Source organism: Paenibacillus sp. FSL W8-0426 (assembly GCF_037969725.1).
GTDB classification, from domain to species: Bacteria; Bacillota; Bacilli; order Paenibacillales; family Paenibacillaceae; genus Paenibacillus; species Paenibacillus hubeiensis.
The window spans coordinates 3520696-3543640 of the sequence record NZ_CP150203.1 but is presented as its reverse complement, the minus strand read 5'-3'; the positions used below and the strand labels follow the sequence as shown (position 1 = coordinate 3543640).

At 43.9% G+C, this 22945-nt stretch carries 20 protein-coding genes; 15 read left to right on the top strand and 5 right to left on the bottom strand.

The annotated features are described in order from the left end of the window. Positions 1-185 precede the first annotated feature (185 nt). Positions 186-1355, bottom strand: a complete 1170-nt coding sequence (locus MKY59_RS15940) for an epoxide hydrolase family protein (RefSeq protein WP_339272258.1) — start codon at positions 1353-1355, stop codon at positions 186-188. A 117-nt stretch (positions 1356-1472) separates the two neighbouring features. Here MKY59_RS15940 and MKY59_RS15935 point away from each other — a divergent pair, with 117 nt between their 5' ends. Continuing rightward, positions 1473-2324: an AraC family transcriptional regulator gene (locus tag MKY59_RS15935; RefSeq protein ID WP_339272256.1), complete on the top strand. Its 852-nt coding sequence runs from the start codon at positions 1473-1475 to the stop codon at positions 2322-2324. 170 nt (positions 2325-2494) lie between these two features. Here the strand turns inward: MKY59_RS15935 and MKY59_RS15930 are convergent, their stop codons facing one another. Next, a complete protein-coding gene (locus MKY59_RS15930) occupies positions 2495-3112 on the bottom strand; it encodes an SDR family oxidoreductase (RefSeq protein ID WP_339272254.1) in 618 nt (205 codons plus the stop codon). A 125-nt stretch (positions 3113-3237) separates the two neighbouring features. On the opposite strand from MKY59_RS15930, the gene MKY59_RS15925 reads away from it, so the two are divergent. From MKY59_RS15925 to MKY59_RS15915, 3 genes are all read left to right on the top strand, one after another. Further along, on the top strand, positions 3238-4416 hold the full coding sequence (locus MKY59_RS15925) for a sensor histidine kinase (protein WP_339272252.1): 1179 nt from the start codon (positions 3238-3240) through the stop codon (positions 4414-4416). Beyond that, positions 4403-5047, top strand: a complete 645-nt coding sequence (locus tag MKY59_RS15920) for a response regulator transcription factor (protein ID WP_339272250.1) — start codon at positions 4403-4405, stop codon at positions 5045-5047. Before MKY59_RS15925 ends, MKY59_RS15920 begins: the two co-directional genes overlap by 14 nt. A 156-nt stretch (positions 5048-5203) precedes the next feature. Further along, complete coding sequence (locus MKY59_RS15915) at positions 5204-6082, top strand: type II CAAX endopeptidase family protein (RefSeq protein ID WP_339272248.1); 879 nt, start codon at positions 5204-5206, stop codon at positions 6080-6082. Between the two features lie 470 nt (positions 6083-6552). On the opposite strand, the gene MKY59_RS15910 is transcribed toward MKY59_RS15915, so the two are convergent. Beyond that, positions 6553-7602 (bottom strand): hypothetical protein, encoded by a 1050-nt coding sequence (locus MKY59_RS15910; RefSeq protein ID WP_339272246.1) that lies wholly within the window; start codon positions 7600-7602, stop codon positions 6553-6555. Continuing rightward, positions 7592-8164, bottom strand: coding sequence for a sigma-70 family RNA polymerase sigma factor (locus MKY59_RS15905; RefSeq protein ID WP_236412818.1), 573 nt, complete (start codon positions 8162-8164; stop codon positions 7592-7594). Before MKY59_RS15905 ends, MKY59_RS15910 begins: the two co-directional genes overlap by 11 nt. Positions 8165-8746: 582 nt before the next feature. Between MKY59_RS15905 and MKY59_RS15900 the strand changes: the two genes are divergently transcribed. From MKY59_RS15900 to ilvD, 4 genes are all read left to right on the top strand, one after another. After that, positions 8747-9682 (top strand): aminoglycoside phosphotransferase family protein, encoded by a 936-nt coding sequence (locus tag MKY59_RS15900; RefSeq protein ID WP_339272244.1) that lies wholly within the window; start codon positions 8747-8749, stop codon positions 9680-9682. 177 nt (positions 9683-9859) lie between these two features. Beyond that, a complete protein-coding gene (locus MKY59_RS15895) occupies positions 9860-10357 on the top strand; it encodes an SRPBCC domain-containing protein (protein WP_339272242.1) in 498 nt (165 codons plus the stop codon). A gap of 507 nt (positions 10358-10864) precedes the next feature. Further along, the gene (locus tag MKY59_RS15890) at positions 10865-11530 is read left to right on the top strand and encodes a GntR family transcriptional regulator (protein WP_339272241.1); all 666 of its coding nucleotides are present in this window, start codon (positions 10865-10867) and stop codon (positions 11528-11530) included. Between the two features lie 17 nt (positions 11531-11547). Next, positions 11548-13239, top strand: a complete 1692-nt coding sequence (gene ilvD / locus MKY59_RS15885) for a dihydroxy-acid dehydratase (RefSeq protein WP_339272240.1) — start codon at positions 11548-11550, stop codon at positions 13237-13239. Positions 13240-14254: 1015 nt separating this feature from the next. Here the strand turns inward: ilvD and MKY59_RS15880 are convergent. Next, positions 14255-15319, bottom strand: coding sequence for a GntR family transcriptional regulator (locus MKY59_RS15880; RefSeq protein WP_236412828.1), 1065 nt, complete (start codon positions 15317-15319; stop codon positions 14255-14257). Positions 15320-15581: 262 nt separating this feature from the next. On the opposite strand from MKY59_RS15880, the gene MKY59_RS15875 reads away from it, so the two are divergent. From MKY59_RS15875 to MKY59_RS15845, 7 genes are all read left to right on the top strand, one after another. Continuing rightward, entirely contained in the window at positions 15582-16919 is a 1338-nt protein-coding gene (locus MKY59_RS15875) for an extracellular solute-binding protein (RefSeq protein ID WP_236412829.1), read from the top strand. Positions 16920-17003: 84 nt separating this feature from the next. Beyond that, positions 17004-17900, top strand: coding sequence for a sugar ABC transporter permease (locus MKY59_RS15870; RefSeq protein WP_339272237.1), 897 nt, complete (start codon positions 17004-17006; stop codon positions 17898-17900). A 19-nt stretch (positions 17901-17919) separates the two neighbouring features. Then, positions 17920-18750, top strand: a complete 831-nt coding sequence (locus MKY59_RS15865; RefSeq protein WP_339278408.1) for a carbohydrate ABC transporter permease — start codon at positions 17920-17922, stop codon at positions 18748-18750. A gap of 28 nt (positions 18751-18778) precedes the next feature. Continuing rightward, positions 18779-19762 (top strand): family 43 glycosylhydrolase, encoded by a 984-nt coding sequence (locus MKY59_RS15860; protein ID WP_339272235.1) that lies wholly within the window; start codon positions 18779-18781, stop codon positions 19760-19762. A gap of 715 nt (positions 19763-20477) precedes the next feature. Next, positions 20478-21164: a TetR family transcriptional regulator gene (locus MKY59_RS15855; RefSeq protein ID WP_236412832.1), complete on the top strand. Its 687-nt coding sequence runs from the start codon at positions 20478-20480 to the stop codon at positions 21162-21164. A gap of 78 nt (positions 21165-21242) precedes the next feature. Further along, positions 21243-22136, top strand: a complete 894-nt coding sequence (locus tag MKY59_RS15850; RefSeq protein ID WP_339272231.1) for an ABC transporter ATP-binding protein — start codon at positions 21243-21245, stop codon at positions 22134-22136. A 2-nt stretch (positions 22137-22138) separates the two neighbouring features. Then, the gene (locus tag MKY59_RS15845) at positions 22139-22933 is read left to right on the top strand and encodes an ABC transporter permease subunit (RefSeq protein WP_339278407.1); all 795 of its coding nucleotides are present in this window, start codon (positions 22139-22141) and stop codon (positions 22931-22933) included. The last annotated feature ends 12 nt before the right edge of the window (positions 22934-22945 follow it).

The window sequence follows — 22945 nt, the reverse complement described above, 5'->3', positions numbered from 1 at the left end:
TGTACCATTGATCAGTCAAAAAACTAATTTTACCGAGATATCATTTAAGCTAACGGGCTGATGCTCACCATCCATCCCAGATGACTTTACTTTCAGAGGGGATTTGGCGTTTAGATGCATATGTTGCAGACAGACGGCGCGGGAAAGCGGATCATTACCGTGTTTCGGTATCTAACAATATTTTGTCACGGACGAATTTTCTTGTTCCTAAGCGGCCGGAAAAAGGCGCGGATATCCTCGGCCAACGCCTCGGGTTCTTCCAAGGCGGTAAAATGGCCTCCGCGGGGCATCGGAGTCCAGCGGGTAATATTCAGGCTGCGGGAAGCCCAAGCCTTGGGAGGCAGCAGAATATCTGCCGGGAACAAGGCCAGCCCCGTCGGGACTTCTATACGGGCCAGCGGCGGCAATGTATTTGCATTTTCATAATACATCCGGGCTGATGAGCCTGCCGTGTTGGTAACCCAATAAATCATAATATGGGTAATCAGTTCATCCGAACTAAACGTGTTCAGGAGGTCGCCGCCGCAATCGCTCCAGGCCCGGAATTTCTCCATGAGCCAGGCCGCTAAACCTGCCGGAGAATCGGAAAGGCCGTATGCGAGCGTCTGCGGACGTGTCGATTGCAGCGTCATATAACCGCCTTCTTTGGCTATCCATTCTGCGGCGTTTTTCCTGTATTGGCGCTCTTCTTCGGAAAGTTTGTCCGGCTCCGGCGCAGCCATAAGATCCCGGATGATGCCGATATCCGTCAGGTGTATGCCAACTAACTGTCCGGGGTGGCTGGAAGCCAGATAGCGGGTTACGCCCGAGCCGATATCGCCGCCGGCGGCACCAAACCGGTCATAACCTAATTCCTCCGTCATGAGTTTAGCCCACATTTCGGCGACTCGAAAATTGTTTACGCCGGCATGCGCGGGACGGCCGGAGAAACCGAAGCCGGGTAACGAAGGGACGATGACATCAAAAGCATCCGCAGGGTCTCCTCCATAGCTGGCCGGATCGGTCAGCAGTGGGATGATTTTTTGATAACGCAGATAGCTGTCCGGCCACCCGTGGGTGAGAATTAAAGGCAAAGGTTCGGAACCTTTCCCGCGTTCATGGACGAAATGTACATCGATTCCGTCGATTTGACAGCGGTACTGGGACAGCCGGTTAAGGACCGATTCCTGGGCGCGCCAGTCATAATGGTCCTTCCAATACGAGATGAGCGATTTTAAAGCCTGCAGATTCGTCCCCCGTTCCCAATGGGAATTGGCGTTTTCCAGCTGATCCGGATAGCGGACACGGTGCAGCCTGTCTTGCAGGTCATCAAGGACTTCATCAGAGACATGAATGTGAAATCGTTCAACAGCCATAACGCTGCTCCTCCTTTTTCCTGTGGATTCACAACGCCATTATATCCTTCGTGCCGGCATGATACACTGTTATAAATGAAGCATTTAACTATACAATTTGATAGGTGGATGACCAAGATGCCTCAAATAGACCGATACAAAAACCGGACAGTGAACATAGAATTTGCTCCAGTAGAGAATTTTACGGAACTGCCTTATCCTGAGCGGCTTACGCTGATTTTTATTACGTCCGGAAGCCTTCAAGGTACTCTCAACGAGCGACCTGTATCGATAAGCGCCCCCGGAATTCTTTGTCTGGCAGACGGGGATAAGGTGGAGATAACGGAAAAATGCAGCATTGCTGCCCAATCATTCAGCTTTCATCTGGACTTTTTGAACTCGACTGTTCTTTCTGAAACAAAGTCGTTTCCGGCAGTGCCAAGGATTCATACAGGCCTTTCCCTATTTCAACGAGAGCAGGGTTGTTATGGTGCACCCCGTATAACCGAAACGGCTTATCCGCTGCTATTTGAATGGTTTTTTGTGCTGGGCACGGAGGTTCAAGCTCAAAGCGACTCCCTTTGGGTGTGCAGGATCAAAAGATACCTGATCCAGATTTTAGGCCTGCTCGAGGAATTGAATCAGCAGAGGGAGCACTCGCCCGTCGATGCCGTGCTGGATTACATCCATACGCATTACTCGCGAAAGATTGCCTTGCAGGAACTAACGGATTGCGCCCATTTGAACCGTGTATCGCTGAATAAACGGTTTCAGGAAAGGTGCGGAAATACGGCGATGGGTTACCTGATTGCCTATCGGTTAAAGGTTTCGCGTGACCTTCTGACCCATACCGATATGAGCCTGATTGAAATTGCCCGTGCCACGGGGTTTGAGTATGATACTTATTTCATCAAACAGTTTACGGCCAAGCTGGGGATGTCTCCGACCACCTACCGGCTGACCTCCCGCAAGCTGGCAGGAGCTTTATAGACGAATGCCCTTAGGATCCCGGTGCCCAAAGCTTAGGAAGATGCAAGAATTCAGGGATAAGTAACAGCCGTCATCTTTTGTGGGAAGGATTCATTCTCGGAGCGTTTGATAACATACGGAAGAAGCATCCCAGGTCAATGGACCCTTTGGGATACTCCTTCCGTATGGGATTACGCTCTTGTTCCACCGTCCACCGGCAGAACTACGCCTGTTACGTAAGAGGCGCGATCGCTCAATAACCAGGCAGCCGCTTGTGCGATCTCATGAGGATCGGCAGGACGCCTAAGAGGCGTCACAGAGTTGCTTTTTTCGATTATATCTGGAACTTGTGCAACTAACCCCTCGATCATCTCAGTCATGGTGGTGCCAGGTGCAACAGCGTTTACGCGGATACCTGAAGGTCCGTATTCAATGGCAGCCGTCTCGGTCAGACTATTAACAGCCCGTTTGGCGGCTCCGTAGACAGACAACCCCGGATTACCTCTGAAGCTGCCGACGCTGCTGTTATTGACAATGGCACCGGTACCTGCAGTATCGATCATTGCCTTGATTTCCGCTTTCATTGCCACCCAGATTCCTTTATAATTTACAGCTTGAAGAAGGTCGAAATCCTCTTCTGAGACCTCTGTTAAGGGCGAAAGGGGAGCCCCGATTCCAGCATTATTGAATGCTATATCCAGGCGACCGTGACGCTCAACGGTCGTTTGAACCGCCCGTTCGATGCTGGCGGAATCGGTTAGATCGGCTACAATGTAATTGGCTGATCTTGCATCAAGAAATTGAGTCATGGAGTCCACCTCTAGGAGAATCGAGAATTAAGGAATGTAATTAATAGTAAACAAACGAACAAAAAGTGATACACTAAATTCACGGGTTCTGATGTTTTTACTGAAAAACAGTGTAGGATGATGATATGAGAAAGATATTATCTTTTATGGATTGGGGTATTTTTGCTCTTCGTTTATACCATTACATTTTGCTTTCATCACGGCTGATTACAGAAAGTGACCTGTCAAACCGAACATGGTTAAATGTCATTTGGCTAATGGCAGCACTTATCGTTCCAATGATATTCTGGTTTCCTCAACGGCGGACGAACAAGGTCTGGTTTTGTATCGCGGAGCTAATGCTGGGTGGTTCTTATTATGTGAACTCGGTTATTCATCCGGAACTGACTTCCAAAGCAGACTACCTGCTGCCGAGTCTAATAATGGGGTACTTATTGACCAAGAAGACATTCTGGGTCATTCCCGTAATTCTGTTCATTCCTTTTATCTTCCAGTCTTATTTAAAGGTACCTTGGGAACAAGCCATTAGTAGCGGGACAGATAATGTATTATTCTGCTTCATCGGCATGTGGGCCAGCTTCGTGGCCAAAGCGTACCACCAGAAAAATGAACTTGTGGTCGAAGTAGAGCAGCAAAATAAGCTGTTAACCCACTACGCTGCTGAAATTGAGAAAATGACTCTGCTTGAAGAACGCAATCGTATGTCCAAGGAACTTCATGATACCCTGGGGCATTCCTTTATCTCAATCATTATGAGTCTTGATGCTTCCATCGCCCTTATGGACCGTAAGCCTGCAGAGGTCAAGGAACGGTTAATTCGCTTAAGAGCACTGGCTGAACAAAATCTGGACGAAATGAGAAGTATTGTTCATGAGATTGGAGAAGAAGAGGAAGAGTCTGATCTTGTACGGCAGGTTGAGGCCTATGTGGCCAATTTTCGGGAACATACAGGAATTCTCTTGACGTTAAATGTACTAGGAACAGAGAAGCACACGCATTTTGAAGTACGACAGGCAATTCTGCGAGTCATCCAGGAGTCCATTACGAACGCACTAAAACATGGAAAAGCGTCTCAACTGTATTTGGAGCTTCAATTTTCTGAATTCGTTCTGTACCTGGTTGTTCGAAATAATGGGAAACCGATTGACAAATTGGAATATGGCTTCGGGTTGACTTCAATGAAACATCGCGTTGAGCGGTTGGGGGGCAACCTGTTCGTATCATCAGAGATGGGAGATGAAACGATCACCGAAGTCAGATGCGAGATACCCCTAAAAGGAGTGGGGCTGCATGGGGAAAATTAAAGTATTACTTGCGGATGATCAGGAATTAATTTTGGAGAGCCTATATATCGTATTGTCTATGGAAGATGATATAGAAATCGTTGGATTAGCTAAAAATGGGGAAGAAGCAGTCCAAGGCTGTCATCAGTTTCAGCCCGATATGGTATTGATGGATATCAATATGCCAGTCATGAATGGCGTTGACGCAACAGCTCTGATCAAAGAGCGAATGCCTATCATCAAAGTGATGATGCTGACCTCCTATCAGGAAGTGGAGTATGTCATGGCGGCTTTAAGCCATGGAGCAGAAGGTTATCTTCTTAAGGCCATCCATCCCAGGGATCTGGCTGCAGGTATACGGGTGGTTCATGCGGGCGGGACGTTAATCTCGCAGGAGATGGCGAGTAAAATGATCAAAAGTATGAATACGGGATCCGCTATTAAAAATAATGAATACGGGCTTAGCAGCCGTGAAATTGAAATATTGCAAAAGCTGGCTTCTGGCATGCGCAATCGAGATATTGCAGAGGCTTTGTTTCTTAGCGAAGGAACGGTTAAGAATTACATTTCAACGATTTACTCAAAACTTAATGTTAAGGGAAGACAAGAGGCAGCCCGTAAAGCCAGAGACTCGGGAATCATGAAATACTAAGACAACCTACCTAAGAAGCCGGCAACGTATATAGTTGCCGGCTTCTTAGGGGTATAGTCACATGACTTTAATATGACAAAAGAGCACTGTCACTTTATGACTTTTTCACCCTATACTCATAACTATGATCAAGCCATAGAGGAGATGATTTAAGACATGAAGAAAAGATCTGCACAAAAAGAACATTCGCAGATGGATGAGAAATTAAGCAAATGGAGATTATTTTGGCGCTTTCCAATAGTCTGGATGGTTGCGGGGGCTATCAGCATAATTCTTGTTGATGCATTCATCCGGCCGCTAGGGGAGCAAGTACCGGGCTTGCTTTCTCTTCTTTTGACACTAACGATGAGCTTTCTGGCCATCATAGTCTATATGCTCACCATGAAATATTTGGCCCGTCGATCCATTCCTGAGTTATCAAAAAAGGGCGCAGGGTTTGAAGCTATTATGGGAGCACTAACCGGGGTTATCTTTATTGCCTTATCCACGATTATTATTGTTTCATTGGGAGGTTACTCCTTTCAATGGGCGAATAACGCAGATACGGTTACTAATCTAATCGCTTCTATTGAAGCCGCTTTAGGCGCAGCCATTGTCGAAGAACTTATCTTTCGTGGACTAATGTTTCAAGCCATGAATAAATTGCTGGGAAATTGGGCCGCACTCGCTGTGACTTCTCTATTCTTTGGAATCGCCCATCTTGGGAATGCAGGAGCAACATTATGGAGTGCGTTCGCCATAACCTTAGAAGCAGGTGTTCTGCTTGGAGCCGCATTTATGTGGCGACGGAATCTGTGGTTTGCCATGGGACTGCACTTTTCTTGGAATGCACTTGAAGGTTTGCTTGGTATTCCTGTTTCTGGACACACTACAGCCGGTCTGTTAATTGTGAAAATGCAAGGTCCTTATCTTCTCACTGGAGGTGATTTTGGGCTTGAGGGGTCTGTAGTTCCGGTTATCATCAGCCTGCTGATTGCCATTCCCATGCTGTATGCCGCTAATCGAAATCGCAATCATATGCTTCAAAAGGTATAAGGCTAGGTAGTAGAGAGAATGTTCCTGAACACTATGATACCCTTGTTGTTTCAGACCGGATTCCAACCCGCCGTATATAAAAAATACTCTGCAATTGCGAGAGGATGTCTTTCTTGGTAGGATGGTCCAGGCTCAGGAACAAAGTGCCACCCAATAAGTTGCCAGCTGCCGGCTGCGACTTTAGGTGATAATGAAGATGTATTAAACTAACGGAAAACGTTAGCCCAGTAAAACCCTTGAGGCAGTCGACCATAGTGATCGGCTGCTTCGTATTGATTTATTGGTCTGCAGGAGTGGAAAGAGGAAGTAAACGTTAATGTTGTTAAGGTACAAGAACGTTTTCCCATTGAAGTCGCTAGCCTCTTTTGAACTAAAAATGGCCGGTTTCCTGGATGCTAAGGATACCGGCCTCGTATTACTTTTTACCAATCTCGATATTTACGCGTACATCCTCTTAGTTGAATGGATAATTACTTTGAAGGTGTTTCAGTTTTGTGCTCAATAACTTGTAATACTTTTAGTTCAACAGCTTTTAACATTTGTTCATTTGAACGATTGCTTTTTGGAACATCGCCATTTTTTTCACCTTGAATCTGTCCGTCAGCCTGCGTTTTTGCAATGACGTCAATCACTTGTTGTTTTGATACATTTCTAGATGCTGCAATCTCCACAACAGATTTACCCTTTTCTAATTCTTGTTTTAATTCTGCTGGGCTGATTTTAAGTAAAGCAAACAGTTTTTCATCATTTAGATAGGCATCGGCAAAATAATCTGGTTTACCATTTGTAGAGAAGAAACCTTCTACCTTGTTTGAAGGTGTAGTCTCAACTCCGATCAGAGAAACACTGATGGAATTGCCCTGAACAAATGCCTGGTAGAACGGTGTTGTTGATCCCTTAGTGCTGTAATTCAATATAAACGTTTTTTGATTCGAGTTCTCCATTTGCTCCATAGAAAACTCGTACTTTTCGATGTTACCATACAATTTATCAATGAGAAAATCTACCTTCGACCTGATTTCCTGATCGGTTAAAGCAGTGAGCGGCTTCTCCTTAGGCTCCCAATTCTCTTGAATCACGTGTTCAATCGCACCGGTAATGCCGTTTGTATGAAGTGTAATCTTTTTGCCGGTTCCTCCCTTCTCCTGTAGGATGATGCTTGTTTGAACACCTTGAACGTTGCTTGCATCGATGATCTCAAACGCTTTTGTTTCGGGAAATGCGCTATACAGCTTCTCAAGTGCTGCTTTGCCAATCTCATCCGCTTTGACTTGCTCAGCAGTCAATGGTGTTCTGGTAAACATATCAATCAAGGTAGGTGCCGCAAATGCTGCACTTGGAATCAAAATAGCAACAGCAACAATTCCACCAATCAATCGTTTTTTCATGGGTCTTCCGCTCCTTTTTTGTTGCAAATATTGAGAATAGGATTGTTCTATTCGATTGGAAATGGCCGGTGGGCACTCCACCGTTTCGGCTTCTTTGTGCAGATGTTCACGGATTTTGCGTTCAATAGTCATTGATTTTTTCCATCCTTTCTGGAGGGAGATTCCATATGTTTTTTCGAAGCGCCTGCAGGCCAGCATGATATCTCGACTTGACTGTACCCAATGGAATATCGAGCAAAGTCGCGGTTTCCTCGAGCGTATAGTCATGAAAAAAGCGGAGGATAATCACCGTTCGCTGTTTGTCGGTCAGTTTCTTAATGGCCTGCGATATCATGTCGTTCGTCCCATCCATCAACACCGCGGGTTGATCCCAATGAGGCTCTTCCCGAGAGAAGGAACGGATCCGTTCAAAAATTCGGAATCTCCGCCAGCTCTTGACCCGAAGTCTCTGCACTTGACGGATCACCAAGCCGTGCAACCAGAAGTGGAAAGGTCTACTCGTATCGTAGTTGGCAAGTGAGGTCCACATTTGCATATAAATCTCATTCATGACATCTTCCCGATCCTGCTGATGATCCACCAGAAAGGTGACGGTCCGATAGACGTCCTGATAAGTGGCATCATATATCGTATGAAACGCCTGTTGATCACCATCTTTCATCCTTTTGAGTAATTGATACATATCACTTTCCATTCAGAGGGCCCTCCTGTAAGCAGCTTACACCCTATATTGTCTCTCTATCGGAAAAAGGTTCGGTTTTCTTTTTGTTTTTTTGTAAGCTCATCGGTAATTAGTGTGAGGTTTATGGCTTGAATAAACAAGCCGCAAGGTATGGAAGAAAAGAAAATAAGCCTCTAACCCATGAGAGAAGTTTATTTTCATTATTATTCATGTCTTCGGATTCAGGCTGAACATGAATGATGCATAATAATCAGTCTCGAACGAAAGGGCCAGTATGAACTTATCATAAAGCACTTCGAGCTAGGAGAGGATGGCCGACACACACCAGATAACTTGAAGGATTTGTTGAAGCTTTTCCTTAGACTTCGCGAAATCATTGTGGTTGTCGTTATGCATAGGAGCTGGGATTTAAAAGGAGGATACTCATTGAGCTAACGGGAAACTGTAGCTTAATAAAGTCAAGAAAGCAGCCGATCCAAGTGATCGGCTGCTTTGGTTTAACAAACGGGCAGGTTAGTTTAGTCATAACCGTACTTTCCAAAAAAAGTGTGTGGTAAACTATTCGAAACAAGATACTTTTGGAGGTGAAAAACTGTGAGAGACTCTGTAGTTACACAAGCAGAACGAATTGTAAGCGATGTACTTCTTGAAAAAGTAAAAACATCATACCAGGTCATAGGGAAAGGCTTCGTAAATCAGGTTTTCGTAGTCGAAACAGAGAGTCGTAAAGTCGTTGTTCGCATGAACGACTCAGGTACATATCCAAGCTATGTGAAAGAAAAATGGTGTATTGAACAAGCTGCGGCAATTGGCATTCCCGGACCTGAGGTGTTGTCTATTGGCATAATTGATAGAACTGCATATATGATTCAAGCTTTCGTTGATGGAGACAACGGGGTAGATAGTACGGTTTTTAAGTCCGATATTTGGAGGCAGCTTGGCCAATATGCCAAACTTATTCATTCGATCCCAGTGAAGGGATATGGGGAAAATCTGATAGATCCAGTCCATGGTGAGTTTCATTCACCCTCGCATGCAGGGTCGGACGGCAGTTGGCTAGGATATGTGCAATATAATATCAATAGTTTGACGGAGTATGATCGATTGATTGAGCTTGGAGTAATCAATCCAATGAAATCGCAGAGAGTGCGAAAACTGTTTGAGAATTTGAAAAAAGAAACGTTCCGCTTCGGTTTAATTCATGGAGATATTTCATTGAAGAATACGATCGTCAATCAGACTGGACAAGTAATATTATTGGATTGGGGTAATGCAGAAGTAAGAACGGTGCCGCATGGAGAAATTATTTGGCTGATGCGGTGCCATATCCTAGACGGAAATCCGAATATAGAAGAATTCAAAGCATTTCTAGACGGGTACGGAATAAGTGAAGAAAACCTGACTGATATGAGACATTTGCTGCTATTAAGCGCGTTTGATAACCTCAGATGGGCCATTGATCGAAATCCGGACCTGATCGAATCCTATGCTGCGTTCGCTAAAAAAGTTGTTGATATGATTATGGACTAGCGGAGATTGAGCAATGTTTTTGTATCTCAGTTAAACAAGATGAAGAAAATGATTGAACTAACGGGGAACAATAGCTCAAGTTCAAACGACGGCAGACGGTCTCAGAACGATCGGTTGCCGTCGTGAAATAATATGGGTACAATTAAAGCGCGAAATAATTAGTAAGGGATGATCGAAATGGTTAATACATCAACTACCGAACTAAAGATGACACGTTATTTTCATGTTAATGCAGATAAATTGTTTGATGCATGGTTGAACTCAGAAATGATTAAAAAATGGCTTTTTACTTTGGAAACAACAAATAAAGTGACAAAGAACGAACCTCACGTCGGTGGGACATGGGAAATTGTTGATCATCGCGGTGGTAAAGATTACAGAGCGATTGGTGAGTACCTAGAAATTGATCCACCAACTAAATTAGTTTTCACATTTAGGATGCCTCAGTTTAATGACTTAGAGGATAGAATTACTGTAGAGATTAAACCCCATGAAAAGGGTTGCGAGATGACCTTTACACAGGTGATTATCGTTCCTCATGAAGAAGGTTGGACTTCAGAAGATATCAAAAAAGCTCTTACAGAATACCATGATGGTTCTGAACAAGGATGGGATTTAATGTTTGAGGGGTTAAAACAATTAGTTGAAACAGGTAAATTAAATGATCCATCTTAAACTGTTAGCATGAGAGGGTTATAGCTTAATGATGACCAGAAGGCAGTTGGCTACAAAAATCGACTGCCTTCGTTGCGCTAGCTGGCAGGATTGTTTAAGAAGGCTACCGCATTGGACAATAACATGTTCCTATTGCCGATTAGACGTGTATCTAATCGGCATCTTGCCCTTTAATTCATTAAACTAACGGACAGGATAGTTTAATGATTGGGTTTATAAGGCTGTACTAGATAGTACAATGTATAGTGTACTGTTGAGCTATGAGACCATAACAAAACCACCTTTTCGCAGGTGGTTTTGTTATGATCAAATCAAATCATAGTATCAAAATTTAGCATAGCCTAGATTTTAAATATTGCACCCACATCCCGTGCAGCTCAGCTTCCGAAAAACAGGTAATTATCTGGATAAACTTATTGAGCGAGTAAAAAATGAAATAATTATTGCTTCTCACTTGTGTATGCGATATATTGCATATAAGAATAATTATAATGAGGATGAAAAACAATGCCAATTCCTAAAGATTTTTCCTTACCCGTCCGTATGTCCGCAAAAGAAAGAGCGTTTTCACAGATTCAACGATGGATTATTGATGGAACACTGCAACCAGGTGAAAAACTTATTGATGCGGAAATGGCTGAATCGCTTGGAGTCAGCCGGACACCGATTCGGGAGGCATTTCAGTTACTCGAAGTTCAAGGCCTCGTGTCTATGCACCCAGGAAAAGAAACAAGAGTAACAAATATTGAGAAAAACGATATTTTTAAGATGTATTCAACCATGGCTGCTCTTCAGGCCTTGGCTGCTGAAATCACCGCCAAAATTATTGTTCCAGAACAGATCGAGAAACTAAGATCTATAAATTTGGAATTTGCAAGTTCCATTAAAAATGGACAAGTCTATCAGGCTATGGAGGTGGATGAGCAATTTCATAATTATATCGTGGAGCTCTCAGATAATCCTTATGTGGCCACATTTAATGCCTCTCTCCAGATTCACATTAGGCGATTTAAATATGTGTTTTTAAAACAACCTATTACGGCTACACTAGCTTCAGTCGAAGAGCATGATTTGATTATTAAAGCTTTTGAAGGCAAAAATAGTGATGATGCTCACGTACTAATGAAACAAAATTTTATTCGACCGATGCAGGAACTGAACGAAATACTTTGAAATGAGGGGTAAGGGACATGGAGAATAAAAAAGATCTTCGTATTCGAAGCAAGGTGATCAGTGAAGGTGCTAACCGGGTACCGAACAGAGCCATGCTGCGTGCAGTTGGTTTTCAGGATGATGATTTTAAAAAGCCAATGATTGGAATAGCGAGTACGTGGAGTGAGGTAACACCTTGTAATATGCACATCAATGATTTAGCGACGCAAGCCAAGATGGGAGCACGCGATCATGGCGGTGCTCCATTAATTTTTAATACGATTACCGTTTCTGATGGGATCTCAATGGGGCATGGAGGGATGTTGTTCTCGCTGCCAAGTAGGGAAGCTATAGCTGATTCGATTGAAATTGTGACTGGAGCGGAGCGTTTTGACGGCATTGTTGCAATCGGTGGTTGTGACAAGAATACGCCTGCATGTTTGATGGCTATTGGACGGATGAACATTCCTTCCGTTTATGTCTACGGAGGAACCATTCAACCTGGTAATCTCGACGGTAAAAAAGTGGATATCGTTTCAGCTTTTGAAGCAGTTGGTCAATATCAAGATGGAAAAATGACAGATGAACAGCTGCATAAGGTCGAATGTAGTGTTTGCCCGGGTCCAGGGGCTTGCGGGGGCATGTATACCGCTAATACGATGGCCGCAGCTGCAGAAGCAATGGGTATGTGTTTGCCTGGTTCTTCTTCGACATCAGCGATCTCAGCGGATAAAGCATTGGAATGCGAAGCAGCCGGTAAGCAGGTCATCTCACTTCTTGAACAGGAAATCTACCCAAGAGACATTATGACGAAGAAAGCATTTGAGAATGCGATCACCGTTGTTATGGCTCTAGGGGGATCAACCAACGCATTTCTCCATCTGCTAGCTATTGCGCACTCCGTAGAAGTGGATTTAACCTTGGATGATTTTGAGCGAATTCGCTTGCGTGTTCCTCATCTGGCAGATCTGAAGCCAAGTGGCCAATATGTGATGCAGGATTTGAATGATATTGGCGGTGTTTCAGGGGTAATGAAGCTATTGCTCGCTGAGGGATTACTTCATGGGGATTGCCTCACGGTAACTGGTAAAACGTTGGCGGAGAATTTAGCGGAAGCTGCTCCACTTCAGAATAATCAAGAGATTATACGACCACTCGATAATCCGCTTAAGCCAGATGGACCACTGGTTGTGCTTCGAGGAAACCTCGCTCCTGAAGGCGCTGTTGCCAAAATGTCAGGCATGAAGATACAGCAGTTTTCCGGCCCGACAAAGGTGTACGATAGCGAAGATGAAGCGACAGAAGCGATCATGAACGATGAAATTCAAGAAGGGGACGTATTGGTCATACGCTATTGTGGTCCGAAGGGTGGACCAGGTATGCCTGAGATGCTTTCCGTTACAGCACTAATTGTAGGAAAAGGTCTCGGTGGGAAAGTTGCTCTCATAACAGATGGTAGATTCTCTGGTGGTTCGCATGGATTTGTAGTCGGCCATGTATCACCTGAAGCACAAGTAGGCGGGCCGATCTCTTTGCTCCAAAATGGAGATATTATTACCATTAACAGTGACATTCAGGAAATTAAGGTTGAGGTGTCAGAAGAAGAGTTAGCCGCTCGAGCGCAAGCGTGGGTACAACCTCCACTGAAAGTAAAATCCGGTGTACTCGGCAAATATGCCAAATTAGTTTCCTCTGCTTCAAAAGGTGCAGTAACAGATTTGATGGAATAGACAATTTTAAACCCCCGTTAGTTTCATCATTTGAAAATTAACGGTTTTTTTGTAATACATACTTTTTGGGGCTCACTACGGAGACGGGGTAAAAGATTCTACTGGCAACTATTACACAACCAATTATCCTGAACAAATACAGCAAAGAAAGTTATTCAAATGCGGAAACAGAAGCTCTTGCAGATTACGGTATCAGTACGTGGAAGGATTTATTCCCTTTTGAGGAAGAGTACCTGTTAAGAGTGGGGAGCTGCCTATAAATACCGATTCCTTCGGATAGCGGTGATTACAATGTCATTTTCAGAAAACACAGGATATGATCCACAAACGGATTGCCGAAGCAATCACGGCCTCGCCGAGCGCATTTGATGACATCTATGATGGGATGCTTGATGAGATTGATCAGGCGATAGTCGAATCAGTTTTAGAGTTGGAATAAAATATGTTAGAAATACTACTCCCCCTTGATTTAGCGGAACGAAAGTTCCATAAAAGAGAAGTTAAATCCAAAGAAACCACTCCATTTTCAGGAGTGGTTTTTGTATATATTGTGGTCGAACTGTACTTTGTGTTTGGATACATTGTCACATCCCACGGAGGGAAGAGGTCTTCGTGAATGGAGAAGACTCCCCGAAGCTGAGAAAGAACAGTGTCAGAAGTGTCGATACTTACAGCGAACATGCTTTTGACGGCACTTTCGCTTTTTCACTATTCTTGGTAATGATGTTTCCCAGCGTTGACCTGTAATAACATAAAGACAACCGATGGGCGTGTTGTTGTGGCGAGAAACTAGAGCGAACTGCCATCCTTTTCACAACAGCTCCGCCATTCATCTGGACCATTCATGACCGTTATGCTCGGAGATTTATTAGTATTCGCGTAGAAATTCGCGTTGCAAGGGGCACGACCAAATTGGTAGTGAGTCTTAAAATAACTGGGCAGACAATCATGAACAACATCGCTGGTAAAACCAATCAATATGCCCAATTCATCTATCGCCGCAACGTTTGTCGTGTCATGGGAAGATGAGCTGCACGGGAATGACGGCGTTCTTAGGAGAATAAACATCTTCCATTTGTTCACGTAACAGCTTTACGGCTGTTCGTGCCATTTCCTGTTCATCCTGCTGCACATAAGCTACGCCTGAAAGATGTGGATTATCGAAAGATAGCAAATCGATATTTGAGTGATCGTTCAGACGACTTATAGCAGCCGATGTAAGACGTGCAGTTTCTTCAGTCAAGGAGAAGACTGCCGAAATTCCACTGTGGTCCTGCAAGAAGTCGCATACATAGTCCAATGCTTGCTCTCCGCGTAGAATGTCGAGAGGGATGTGACACCACAAGCTCTTGTCAATCGAGATGCCTTGATCTGTGTACGCCTGCTCGAAGCCGAGCGTGCGATCCTCGACGGCTGTATTGGCATTTTCAGGTGAGATGAGCGCAATCTGCTGATGACCCTTGGATAGCAAATGGGAGACCGCCTTGTACGCACCGCCGTAATTGTCGGATGTAATGGTGTACGTCTCAATGTTGCGCAGATAACGGTCGATGAACACGCACGGGAATTTATCTAGCGACAGACGCAGTAATGATTCGTTGTACTTCTCATCTTCGGTTGGAAAAACGATCAGGCCCTTCACACCGAGCTCCGTTAGTGTATGAATGACGTTTGATTCGATAGAGGAGGACTCGCGCGTGATGCTTAGTACCATGCTGAGACCGGCTTCTTGCAGGAAGTGTTCCGTGTAGTCAACGAGCTTCTGAATGACACGGGTTCTCATCGTCGGAATGATGAAGCCGATGAGCGGCATGGAGGACGCGCTGCGTGAGTATGGTGGAGAATTGATGCTAGAAACAACAAGACTAGAAGAGACGAATGAGCCTTTGCCTTGTACGCGTATAATTAATCCTTCGTCAGCTAGTAGGGTTAGGGCGTTCCTGACGGTAATTTTACTTACTCTGAATTCGTCCATTAGTTCTTGCTCAGAAGGAATGCGGTCCGTTGGCCGAAGCTGCCCTGATTTAATTTTCTGTATAATATCTTCTCGAATTTGTTTGTAGAGCGCCAGCTTTTTCAAAAAGTTGCATCTCCCCATAAACTTTATGATTTTATAATCAATTGGTTATATAAAGCATATTTCATCTATATTATAATACGGCATGTAAAGCGCTTACAATATGGAATCTGAAAAATTGTTGCGAAGGGGTCTTTTCTTTGAACGGTTAGAATTATGTTAAGGATGGTGGTGCCAAGGTAGATTGAACCCGCTTAAATTAACAGAACTAACTAGTCAGCCGACTTTTCAAATGCATAACAAAAAAAGAGAGGATGACGAACAAATGAAAAAACGCAGTGCTTTAATCTCCATCGTTACACTCCTTATTATGTCACTTGTTTTTACAGCATGTGGTACTCCTTCTGATTCAAAAACGGAAACACAGCAGTTAGGCGCTAATGCCGGTGAGAATGCAACAGAATTATCATTTTGGACATTTGTAGATTTGCACGGCAAGCATTTGGATAAAATGCTGGGGTTATGGAACCAACAGAACCCAGACAAACAGATTAAGTTGAATGTAACGGTTATGCCTTACGATGATATGCACAACAAGCTCTTATTGGCAGTTACAAGCGGAAAAGGTGCTCCTGATATCGCGGATATTGAGCTTGGTCAATTTCCTAAATTCTTGGAAGGTGACAACGTTCCACTGGAATCTTTGAATGATGTATTTGCACCATACAAAGACGTTGTTGTTCCTTCACGTGTCGAGATTTACTCCAAAGCCGACCAGGTTTATGGCTTTGATTATCACGTAGGTGCTACGCTTGCTTTCTACAACACTGAAATTCTCGAACAAGCAGGTGTTGACTACAAGACAATCAAAACCTGGGAAGATTACAAACAAGCAGGTATCAAGGTTTATGAAAAAACTGGCAAGTACTTAGGTACTGCTGATACATCAGCAACGTGGCAAGCTTCGCTGCTGCTAGCTCAGCAAAACGCTGATTTTACAGATGAAAATGGTAATCCAAAAGTGAACTCGCCTGAAATGATTAAAGCGTATGAAATGTTAGTCGATCTGCAGAAGAACAATGTTATTCATACGATCCCTGGTGGGCAACCCGACACAGAAGAAGCAAAAGGCGAATACAACAAAGGAAACTACGCAAGCGCATTGATGCCTGAGTGGTACATGTCCCGCTTTGTAAACGAAATGAAGGATCTGAAAGGTAAGTATGCCATTGCTCCATTGCCTGTATTTGAAGAAGGCAATCCTCGTTCTGTTGGCTTAGGCGGTACTGGCACAGTTGTTACTAAGAATGGTAAAGACGTTCAGTTGGCAAAAGAATTTGTAGCCTTTGCTAAGCTTTCGAAAGAAGCTACTACTGAAATCTGGAATACACTTGGATTCGATCCAATCAACATGGAAGTATGGAAAGATGATGCAGTAACGAAAAACCCTGATAATGAATACGTCCAATACTTTAAAACAAATGCGTTTGATACTTTGAATGAAATCAAAGACGAAATTCAAGCGATCAAATCCGTTAAGGCTTCACCGACGATCGGCAATGTCTTCAATACGGTTACTTTGAATGCGATCTTTGAAGATGGCCAAGACGTGAAGGAAGCGCTGGATGAAGCACAAGAAGCAATTGAACAAGAATTGAAATAAATATAATAAGTAAATGATTTGATTAAACCTGTCGGCAGGCATAGTGGCCGGCAGGTTTAACCATAGTCAAGGGAGATTGAGAATATGATAAAGAAATTTGTATACTCTCAAAAAGTTGCGCCTTATGTTTTTGTTTTGCCATTTATACTCGTATTTTTGATCTTCTGGTTTTATCCGCTTCTAAATTCATTCGTCATGAGCTTTCAAGATAAGATGTTGGGACAGGATCCTAAATGGATTGGTGAAGCGAATTATTCGAAATTGCTTACAGATAAAGTGTTTTTGACGGCTATTAAAAATAGCGTTGTGTACATGTTAGGAACCTTAGTGCTGTTAATTCCCTTTCCCATGTTATTCGCCGTTATGATCAACAGTAAGTTAATGATGGGAAGAGAGTTTTTTAAATCTTCGTTCTTTCTCCCTGCATTGACATCTGTCGCAGTTGCGGGTACCATTTTCCGCCTTACATTCGGTGAAATGGAAGGTTCATTAATGAACAGTTTCCTGGGTCTATTTGGTGTAGAGCCTATTAAATTCTTGAAAGACGGAGAATGGAGCATGGCAGCACTGTTAATCCTCGCATGTTGGAGATGGACAGGTGTTAATATGCTTTACTATCTATCCGGTTTGAAAAGCATTGACAATGAATATTATGAGGCTGCTTCAATTGACGGAGCATCTGCCTGGCAGAAGTTTAGAACGATCACAATGCCATTATTGAAGCCGACCACGGTATATGTTACGACAATTAGTGTTTATGCAGGTTTAGCCATGTTTACCGAGAGCCTGATGATGTTTAACGGTAACAATTCACCCAAAAATATTGGCTTAACCATTGTCGGATATCTATATAGACAGGGGATTGAGAAAAATAAGCTGGGTTACGCAGCTGCAGTTGGTATCATTCTGTTAATCATTGCTATGGTTATCAATTTAACGCAGTTGAAATTTAGTGGAATGTTCAAAAAGGAGGAGGATTAAAGTGGGCAAAAGTCAGACGATGAATAATTTAATTTCCAGAATAGTTATTATTTGTTTGTTCATTATACTATTCGTTATAATTATGATTCCATTCTATGCAGTGGCCCTATCTTCCTTTAAACCAGGTGAATCATTAATTCGATATGGTCTTAACCTAAGTTTGGATTTTAGTATTATGAGTTTTGACAATTTCATCTATCTGTTTACTGGAGAACATGATTACTTTGTATGGTTTTGGAACAGCATGACTTTAACAATCGTTCAAGTAGTTCTAACACTTTTTGTAAGCGCATTTGTTGGATATGGTTTTGCAGCATATGATTTTAAAGGTAAGAACTTCCTCTTTATATGTGTTTTGCTCATTATGATGGTGCCTTTCGAAATACTGCTGGTTCCTTTGTACAGCCTAATTAATGATTTGAAAATGGTGAATAGCTATTCAGCAATCATTCTGCCGGGTATAGCCAATGCCGCAACCATATTTTTCTTCAGGCAATATCTAAGAAGCATACCCAAAGAAATTATTCAATCTGGGCGGGTTGATGGCGCAAACGAGTATGCGATTTATTTCAGACTAATTATGCCGATTATGAAGCCATCCTTTGCGGCAATGGCCATTCTGAATGGTATGAATAGCTGGAATAATCTGTTGTGGCCATTCATGGTGCTCGGAGATCAGAGTAAATTTACACTTCCAATCGGTTTGAAAACGTTGTTAACTCCTTATGGCAATAATTATGACCTTTTGATCGTGGGCTCCTTCTTCTCCATCCTTCCAATTTTCATCCTGTTTATTGCTTTCCAGAAATATTTCATAGACGGTATGACTGCAGGTGCTGTTAAAGGGTAGTAAATATTATGATGAAGCAGGTGATAAGATGGAATTCCAACAAAGAGTGTTAAACGACATTCAACCATTAATCGAGCAGAGAGCAGATCCTTTTATGTACCGACATTCGGACGGTTATTATTACTTCGTAGCATCCGTTCCGGAGTATGATCGGATTGAAATCCGTAGAGCTGAGAACCTTGAGGGGCTTGTTACATCAACTCCTGTAGTGATCTGGAGAAAGCGCGAGACGGGTATCCTTAGTGCCAATATTTGGGCGCCTGAACTGCATTTTATTGATGACAAATGGTACGTATATTTCGCTGCCGCACACACGACGGATACGAATGAAGGCTTGTTCGACCATCGGATGTACGTGCTAGAGAATGAAAGTGCCAATCCGCTTGAAGGCAGTTGGACGGAAAGAGGGCAGGTTCGTACCGCGTGGGAAAGCTTCTCCCTCGATGCCACTACCTTTGAGCATAATGGCAGCCGTTATTACGTATGGGCACAAAAGGATCCGAATATCGAAGGTAACTCTAATCTGTATATATCTAAAATGAGCAATCCGTGGACGCTGACTGGACCGCAAACGATGATTTCGATGCCGGAATATGACTGGGAGATCATTGGTTATAAAGTGAACGAAGGCGCGGCATTTCTTCGCAAGGGTAATCGGGTATTCCTCTCTTACTCGGCTAGCGCCACAGATTTCAATTATTGCATGGGCCTGCTTGAAGCCGATGCGGATGCTGATTTGCTCGATGCCGCCTCATGGCGCAAGTCGCAAGCAGCGGTTTTCTCGACAGATGAGAGCATCTCTATGTATGGTCCCGGTCATAATTCCTTCACGGTGTCAGAGACGGGCGAAATGACGCTATTTGTGTTCCACGCAAGAACATACAAGAACATTATAGGAGATCCGCTATACGATCCGAATCGCCATACATTTGTGACAGAGCTTTTGTGGACGGCTGACGGCAGACCCGATTTCCGCGGCTCTGTTGCAGCACTTGCACGTTCTGTACAGTGAACGAGTGTCCGAACAAGGTTGGTTGATGGATTTGAGTTCGTTTATCCAACTCGCCAAAGAGAGACAGTAAGAACATCGAAGGCACCCTACTGGGTGCCTTCGATTTCGCTCTACAGATAATACGCCGAACCGTACCATAAGTAGTGGTAAGTTGCCTTAAAACTTGCCGCTCCAGTTATTCCGGAGAATCATATCATAAATAAGTGATTTCTTGAAAAATATATAAGAAGAGGCCGCTCATTTGAAAGCACTCGTATTTAATAAATTGGGGTGACCGGAAGTACAAGAATATCTTGATATTTCGGATCCGGTTATCGGGCCTGAAGAAACATGAGTAAGGATGAAAGCAATTGGACTGACCCTGGGGCGTTGGTCATTTGCTTCTCCAAATTTCAAAGCTCTTCGGTCGGTGGTAGGGTCATTGACCTTGCGGCGCTGTCGAGGGACAAGAACATGGTCCCATTGAAGTCGCTATTATAGCGGCCTTTTTATTTTATCGGTACAATTTCGTGTCCTGTATTTAGACCCACCGAACCCATGAACTACCGGTTTTCCCAAACTGGAACTGCGCTATGAAGCTTTACCGAAAGTAACCGGTAGGTTGTTGACACGGCGAAGCTACCCGAAAGGGGGGCAAAGGATTGACAATGAGGTCGTACGCATGCCATAATACCGATTGACCGGTCGGTTAGTTGATTAACATGGAGGTAGCGTTTTGAGCGATTTATCGGAACAAGCCAGAGAAAGCAGAGAGAAAATATTGAGGGCGGCCAAGGAGCTTTTTTCGACGAAAGGCTTTGACGGCACTTCTGTAAGGGAAATTTCAGAAAAATCCAACGTCAAGAAAGCGCTCATTTTTTATTATTTCAAAAATAAAGAAGAGATTTTGCAGAGTCTTCTGGACACGTTCATTCTCGAAATGAAGCAAGAGGCAATCAAGCGGCTGTCCGAGGAACGATACGACATGCAACAACAAGGAAAATTAACATTCCAGCTCGACAAGTTCAAGTATTCCCATTCAGACAACGAAGCGATCGATCGGCATATGGATGCCGCCATCCGTCAGTCCCTGGATTTCTTTTTGAATAGAAAAGCGATATTGCGCATCTTGTTCGACGAGTCGTTGAAAAAAGGAAGCCACAGCTCCATCCTATTCCGAATTACCGACCTGCTCCGCGACCAAGAAGAGGAAGGCATACCGAACACATTGGGGCAACACGGATATCCTTTGCAAATCGACAACAAGTCATTGGTGGAGCGGTTTTTCACAGGGCTTATGCCGATGCTTAGTTTTGTTGTTTATTTTGATGAATGGAAAGCCCACTACAAAATGTCGGATGAAGAATGCAAAGATGCATTCGTCCAAAGCTATAAAACGACTTATGGGAATCATTATCGGTAGGAGCCAATATTTTTTTTGAATTATATTGACCGTACGGTTAGTCAGTGTAATGCATATCCTGCGAGGAGGAAGATTTGTATGAATGCAATCGAGGTTAATAACTTGACCAAACGATACGGCGCTGCCCGAGGAATTGAAGATGTAAGCTTCGACGTGAAGGAAGGCGAAATTTTCGGTTTTATCGGACCGAACGGAGCCGGAAAATCGACCACGATTCGAACGTTACTGTCGCTCATCTATCCTACAAGCGGGAGAGCAGAAATTTTCGGAAGAGACTTCATCAAGCAAAGCGTGGAAATCAAAAAGGAAATCGGATACTTGCCCTCGGAAGTTTTTTATTACGACAAGATGAAAGTCATCGATCTTTTGAAGTATTCGGCCAGCTTTTACAAGAAGGACTGCGGCAAACGGATGATGGAGCTGGCAGAAATCATGGACCTCGATCTGAATAGGAAAATCGATGATCTGTCTTACGGGAACCGCAAGAAAGTAGGCATCGTACAGGGGCTGCAGCACCAACCGAAGCTTATCATCCTCGACGAGCCGACCGGAGGCTTGGATCCGCTGATGCAGCAACGATTTTTCGATCTTCTTGCGGAGGAAAACCGAAAAGGGACGACGATTTTGTTTTCTTCGCATATTCTAAGCGAGGTTCAAAAAATGTGCGACCGCGTTGCCATTATCAAGGAAGGGAAAATCATCAGCCTCGAAAAGATAAGCACGCTGCGGGCAAACAGCTATAAAAGAATTCAAGCCGAACTAACGGACCAAGCCGATCCGAAGCTTTTCTCGATAGACGGCGTAAGCAATGCGGTAGCGCAGGGGAAACAGCTCAGCTTCCTTTACAAGGGGGATATCAATTCGATTCTTCGCAAGCTTTCGGAAGTTCCGCTATCGAATCTTCTGATCGAAGAGCCTAGTCTTGAGGAAATTTTCATGCATTACTACGGGAAGGAAAGTGAGAAGCGGTGAATATGTTTGCGCGCGAATTGAAAGCGAACACCCGATTTACGATTTTATGGACCTTCGCCTTATCGGCCTGGATTGTTCTGATTTCCTTGTTCTACCCGGCGTTTTCCGAGAATGCCGCCATCATAGAGAAAGCTTTGGAAAGTTATCCGGAAGCGGTTCGAAGCTTGTTGGGGCTTTCCCAGGATAGCTTGTCTAGCTATATGGGGTTTTATACGTTCGTATTTAAGGGCGTGGTCGAGCTGGGAGCGGTGCAGGCGATGATCTTGGGCGCTACCGTTTTGTTTAAAGAAAGAAGCGGAAAAACGGCGGATTTTCTGTTTACCAAGCCGGTTTCCCGCAAGCAGATCATGACGTCAAAGCTCGGCGCGGCAACGGTTTGTCTGACTTTCACTACATTCGTCTGCTTTGCGGTTACGATCATGACGGCCATCATTATTTCCGGAGACGCCGTCAACATGATAATTTTTTTTATGATCGACATGTCTTTATGGTTTGTCCAGTTGATCTTTATGTCCTTGGGCTTGCTAATTGCGGTCGTATTCCCCAACATGAAATCAGCGACAGGGATCGCTGTAGGCAGTTTGCTGTTAAGCGTAATCGTATATAACGCACTCAAGCCCGTCATGGGCGGCTATAACGTAAGATACTTGATTCCGTTCCACTATTTCGACAGCGAATGGATCGTTCGTTACGGATCGTACGAAGCGCCTTTTGTGCTGACCGCCATATTGCTGATCACGGCAAGCGTTGCCGCCGGCTATGCCGTTTACGATAAGAAAGACATTCATGCTGCTTGAGGAGGAATCGTT

Bases quoted from the DNA above. Each gene is read 5' to 3' on its own strand.
- MKY59_RS15910 (WP_339272246.1), bottom strand. From the start codon at position 7,602: ATGACTATTGAACGCAAAATCCGTGAACATCTGCACAAAGAAGCCGAA.
- MKY59_RS15925 (WP_339272252.1), top strand. From the start codon at position 3,238: ATGAGAAAGATATTATCTTTTATGGATTGGGGTATTTTTGCTCTTCGT.
- MKY59_RS15895 (WP_339272242.1), top strand. From the start codon at position 9,860: ATGGTTAATACATCAACTACCGAACTAAAGATGACACGTTATTTTCAT.
- MKY59_RS15935 (WP_339272256.1), top strand. From the start codon at position 1,473: ATGCCTCAAATAGACCGATACAAAAACCGGACAGTGAACATAGAATTT.
- MKY59_RS15915 (WP_339272248.1), top strand. From the start codon at position 5,204: ATGAAGAAAAGATCTGCACAAAAAGAACATTCGCAGATGGATGAGAAA.
- MKY59_RS15865 (WP_339278408.1), top strand. From the start codon at position 17,920: ATGAATAATTTAATTTCCAGAATAGTTATTATTTGTTTGTTCATTATA.
- MKY59_RS15875 (WP_236412829.1), top strand. From the start codon at position 15,582: ATGAAAAAACGCAGTGCTTTAATCTCCATCGTTACACTCCTTATTATG.
- MKY59_RS15905 (WP_236412818.1), bottom strand. From the start codon at position 8,164: ATGGAAAGTGATATGTATCAATTACTCAAAAGGATGAAAGATGGTGAT.
- MKY59_RS15930 (WP_339272254.1), bottom strand. From the start codon at position 3,112: ATGACTCAATTTCTTGATGCAAGATCAGCCAATTACATTGTAGCCGAT.
- MKY59_RS15850 (WP_339272231.1), top strand. From the start codon at position 21,243: ATGAATGCAATCGAGGTTAATAACTTGACCAAACGATACGGCGCTGCC.
- ilvD (WP_339272240.1), top strand. From the start codon at position 11,548: ATGGAGAATAAAAAAGATCTTCGTATTCGAAGCAAGGTGATCAGTGAA.
- MKY59_RS15920 (WP_339272250.1), top strand. From the start codon at position 4,403: ATGGGGAAAATTAAAGTATTACTTGCGGATGATCAGGAATTAATTTTG.
- MKY59_RS15845 (WP_339278407.1), top strand. From the start codon at position 22,139: ATGTTTGCGCGCGAATTGAAAGCGAACACCCGATTTACGATTTTATGG.
- MKY59_RS15870 (WP_339272237.1), top strand. From the start codon at position 17,004: ATGATAAAGAAATTTGTATACTCTCAAAAAGTTGCGCCTTATGTTTTT.
- MKY59_RS15890 (WP_339272241.1), top strand. From the start codon at position 10,865: ATGCCAATTCCTAAAGATTTTTCCTTACCCGTCCGTATGTCCGCAAAA.
- MKY59_RS15860 (WP_339272235.1), top strand. From the start codon at position 18,779: ATGGAATTCCAACAAAGAGTGTTAAACGACATTCAACCATTAATCGAG.
- MKY59_RS15940 (WP_339272258.1), bottom strand. From the start codon at position 1,355: ATGGCTGTTGAACGATTTCACATTCATGTCTCTGATGAAGTCCTTGAT.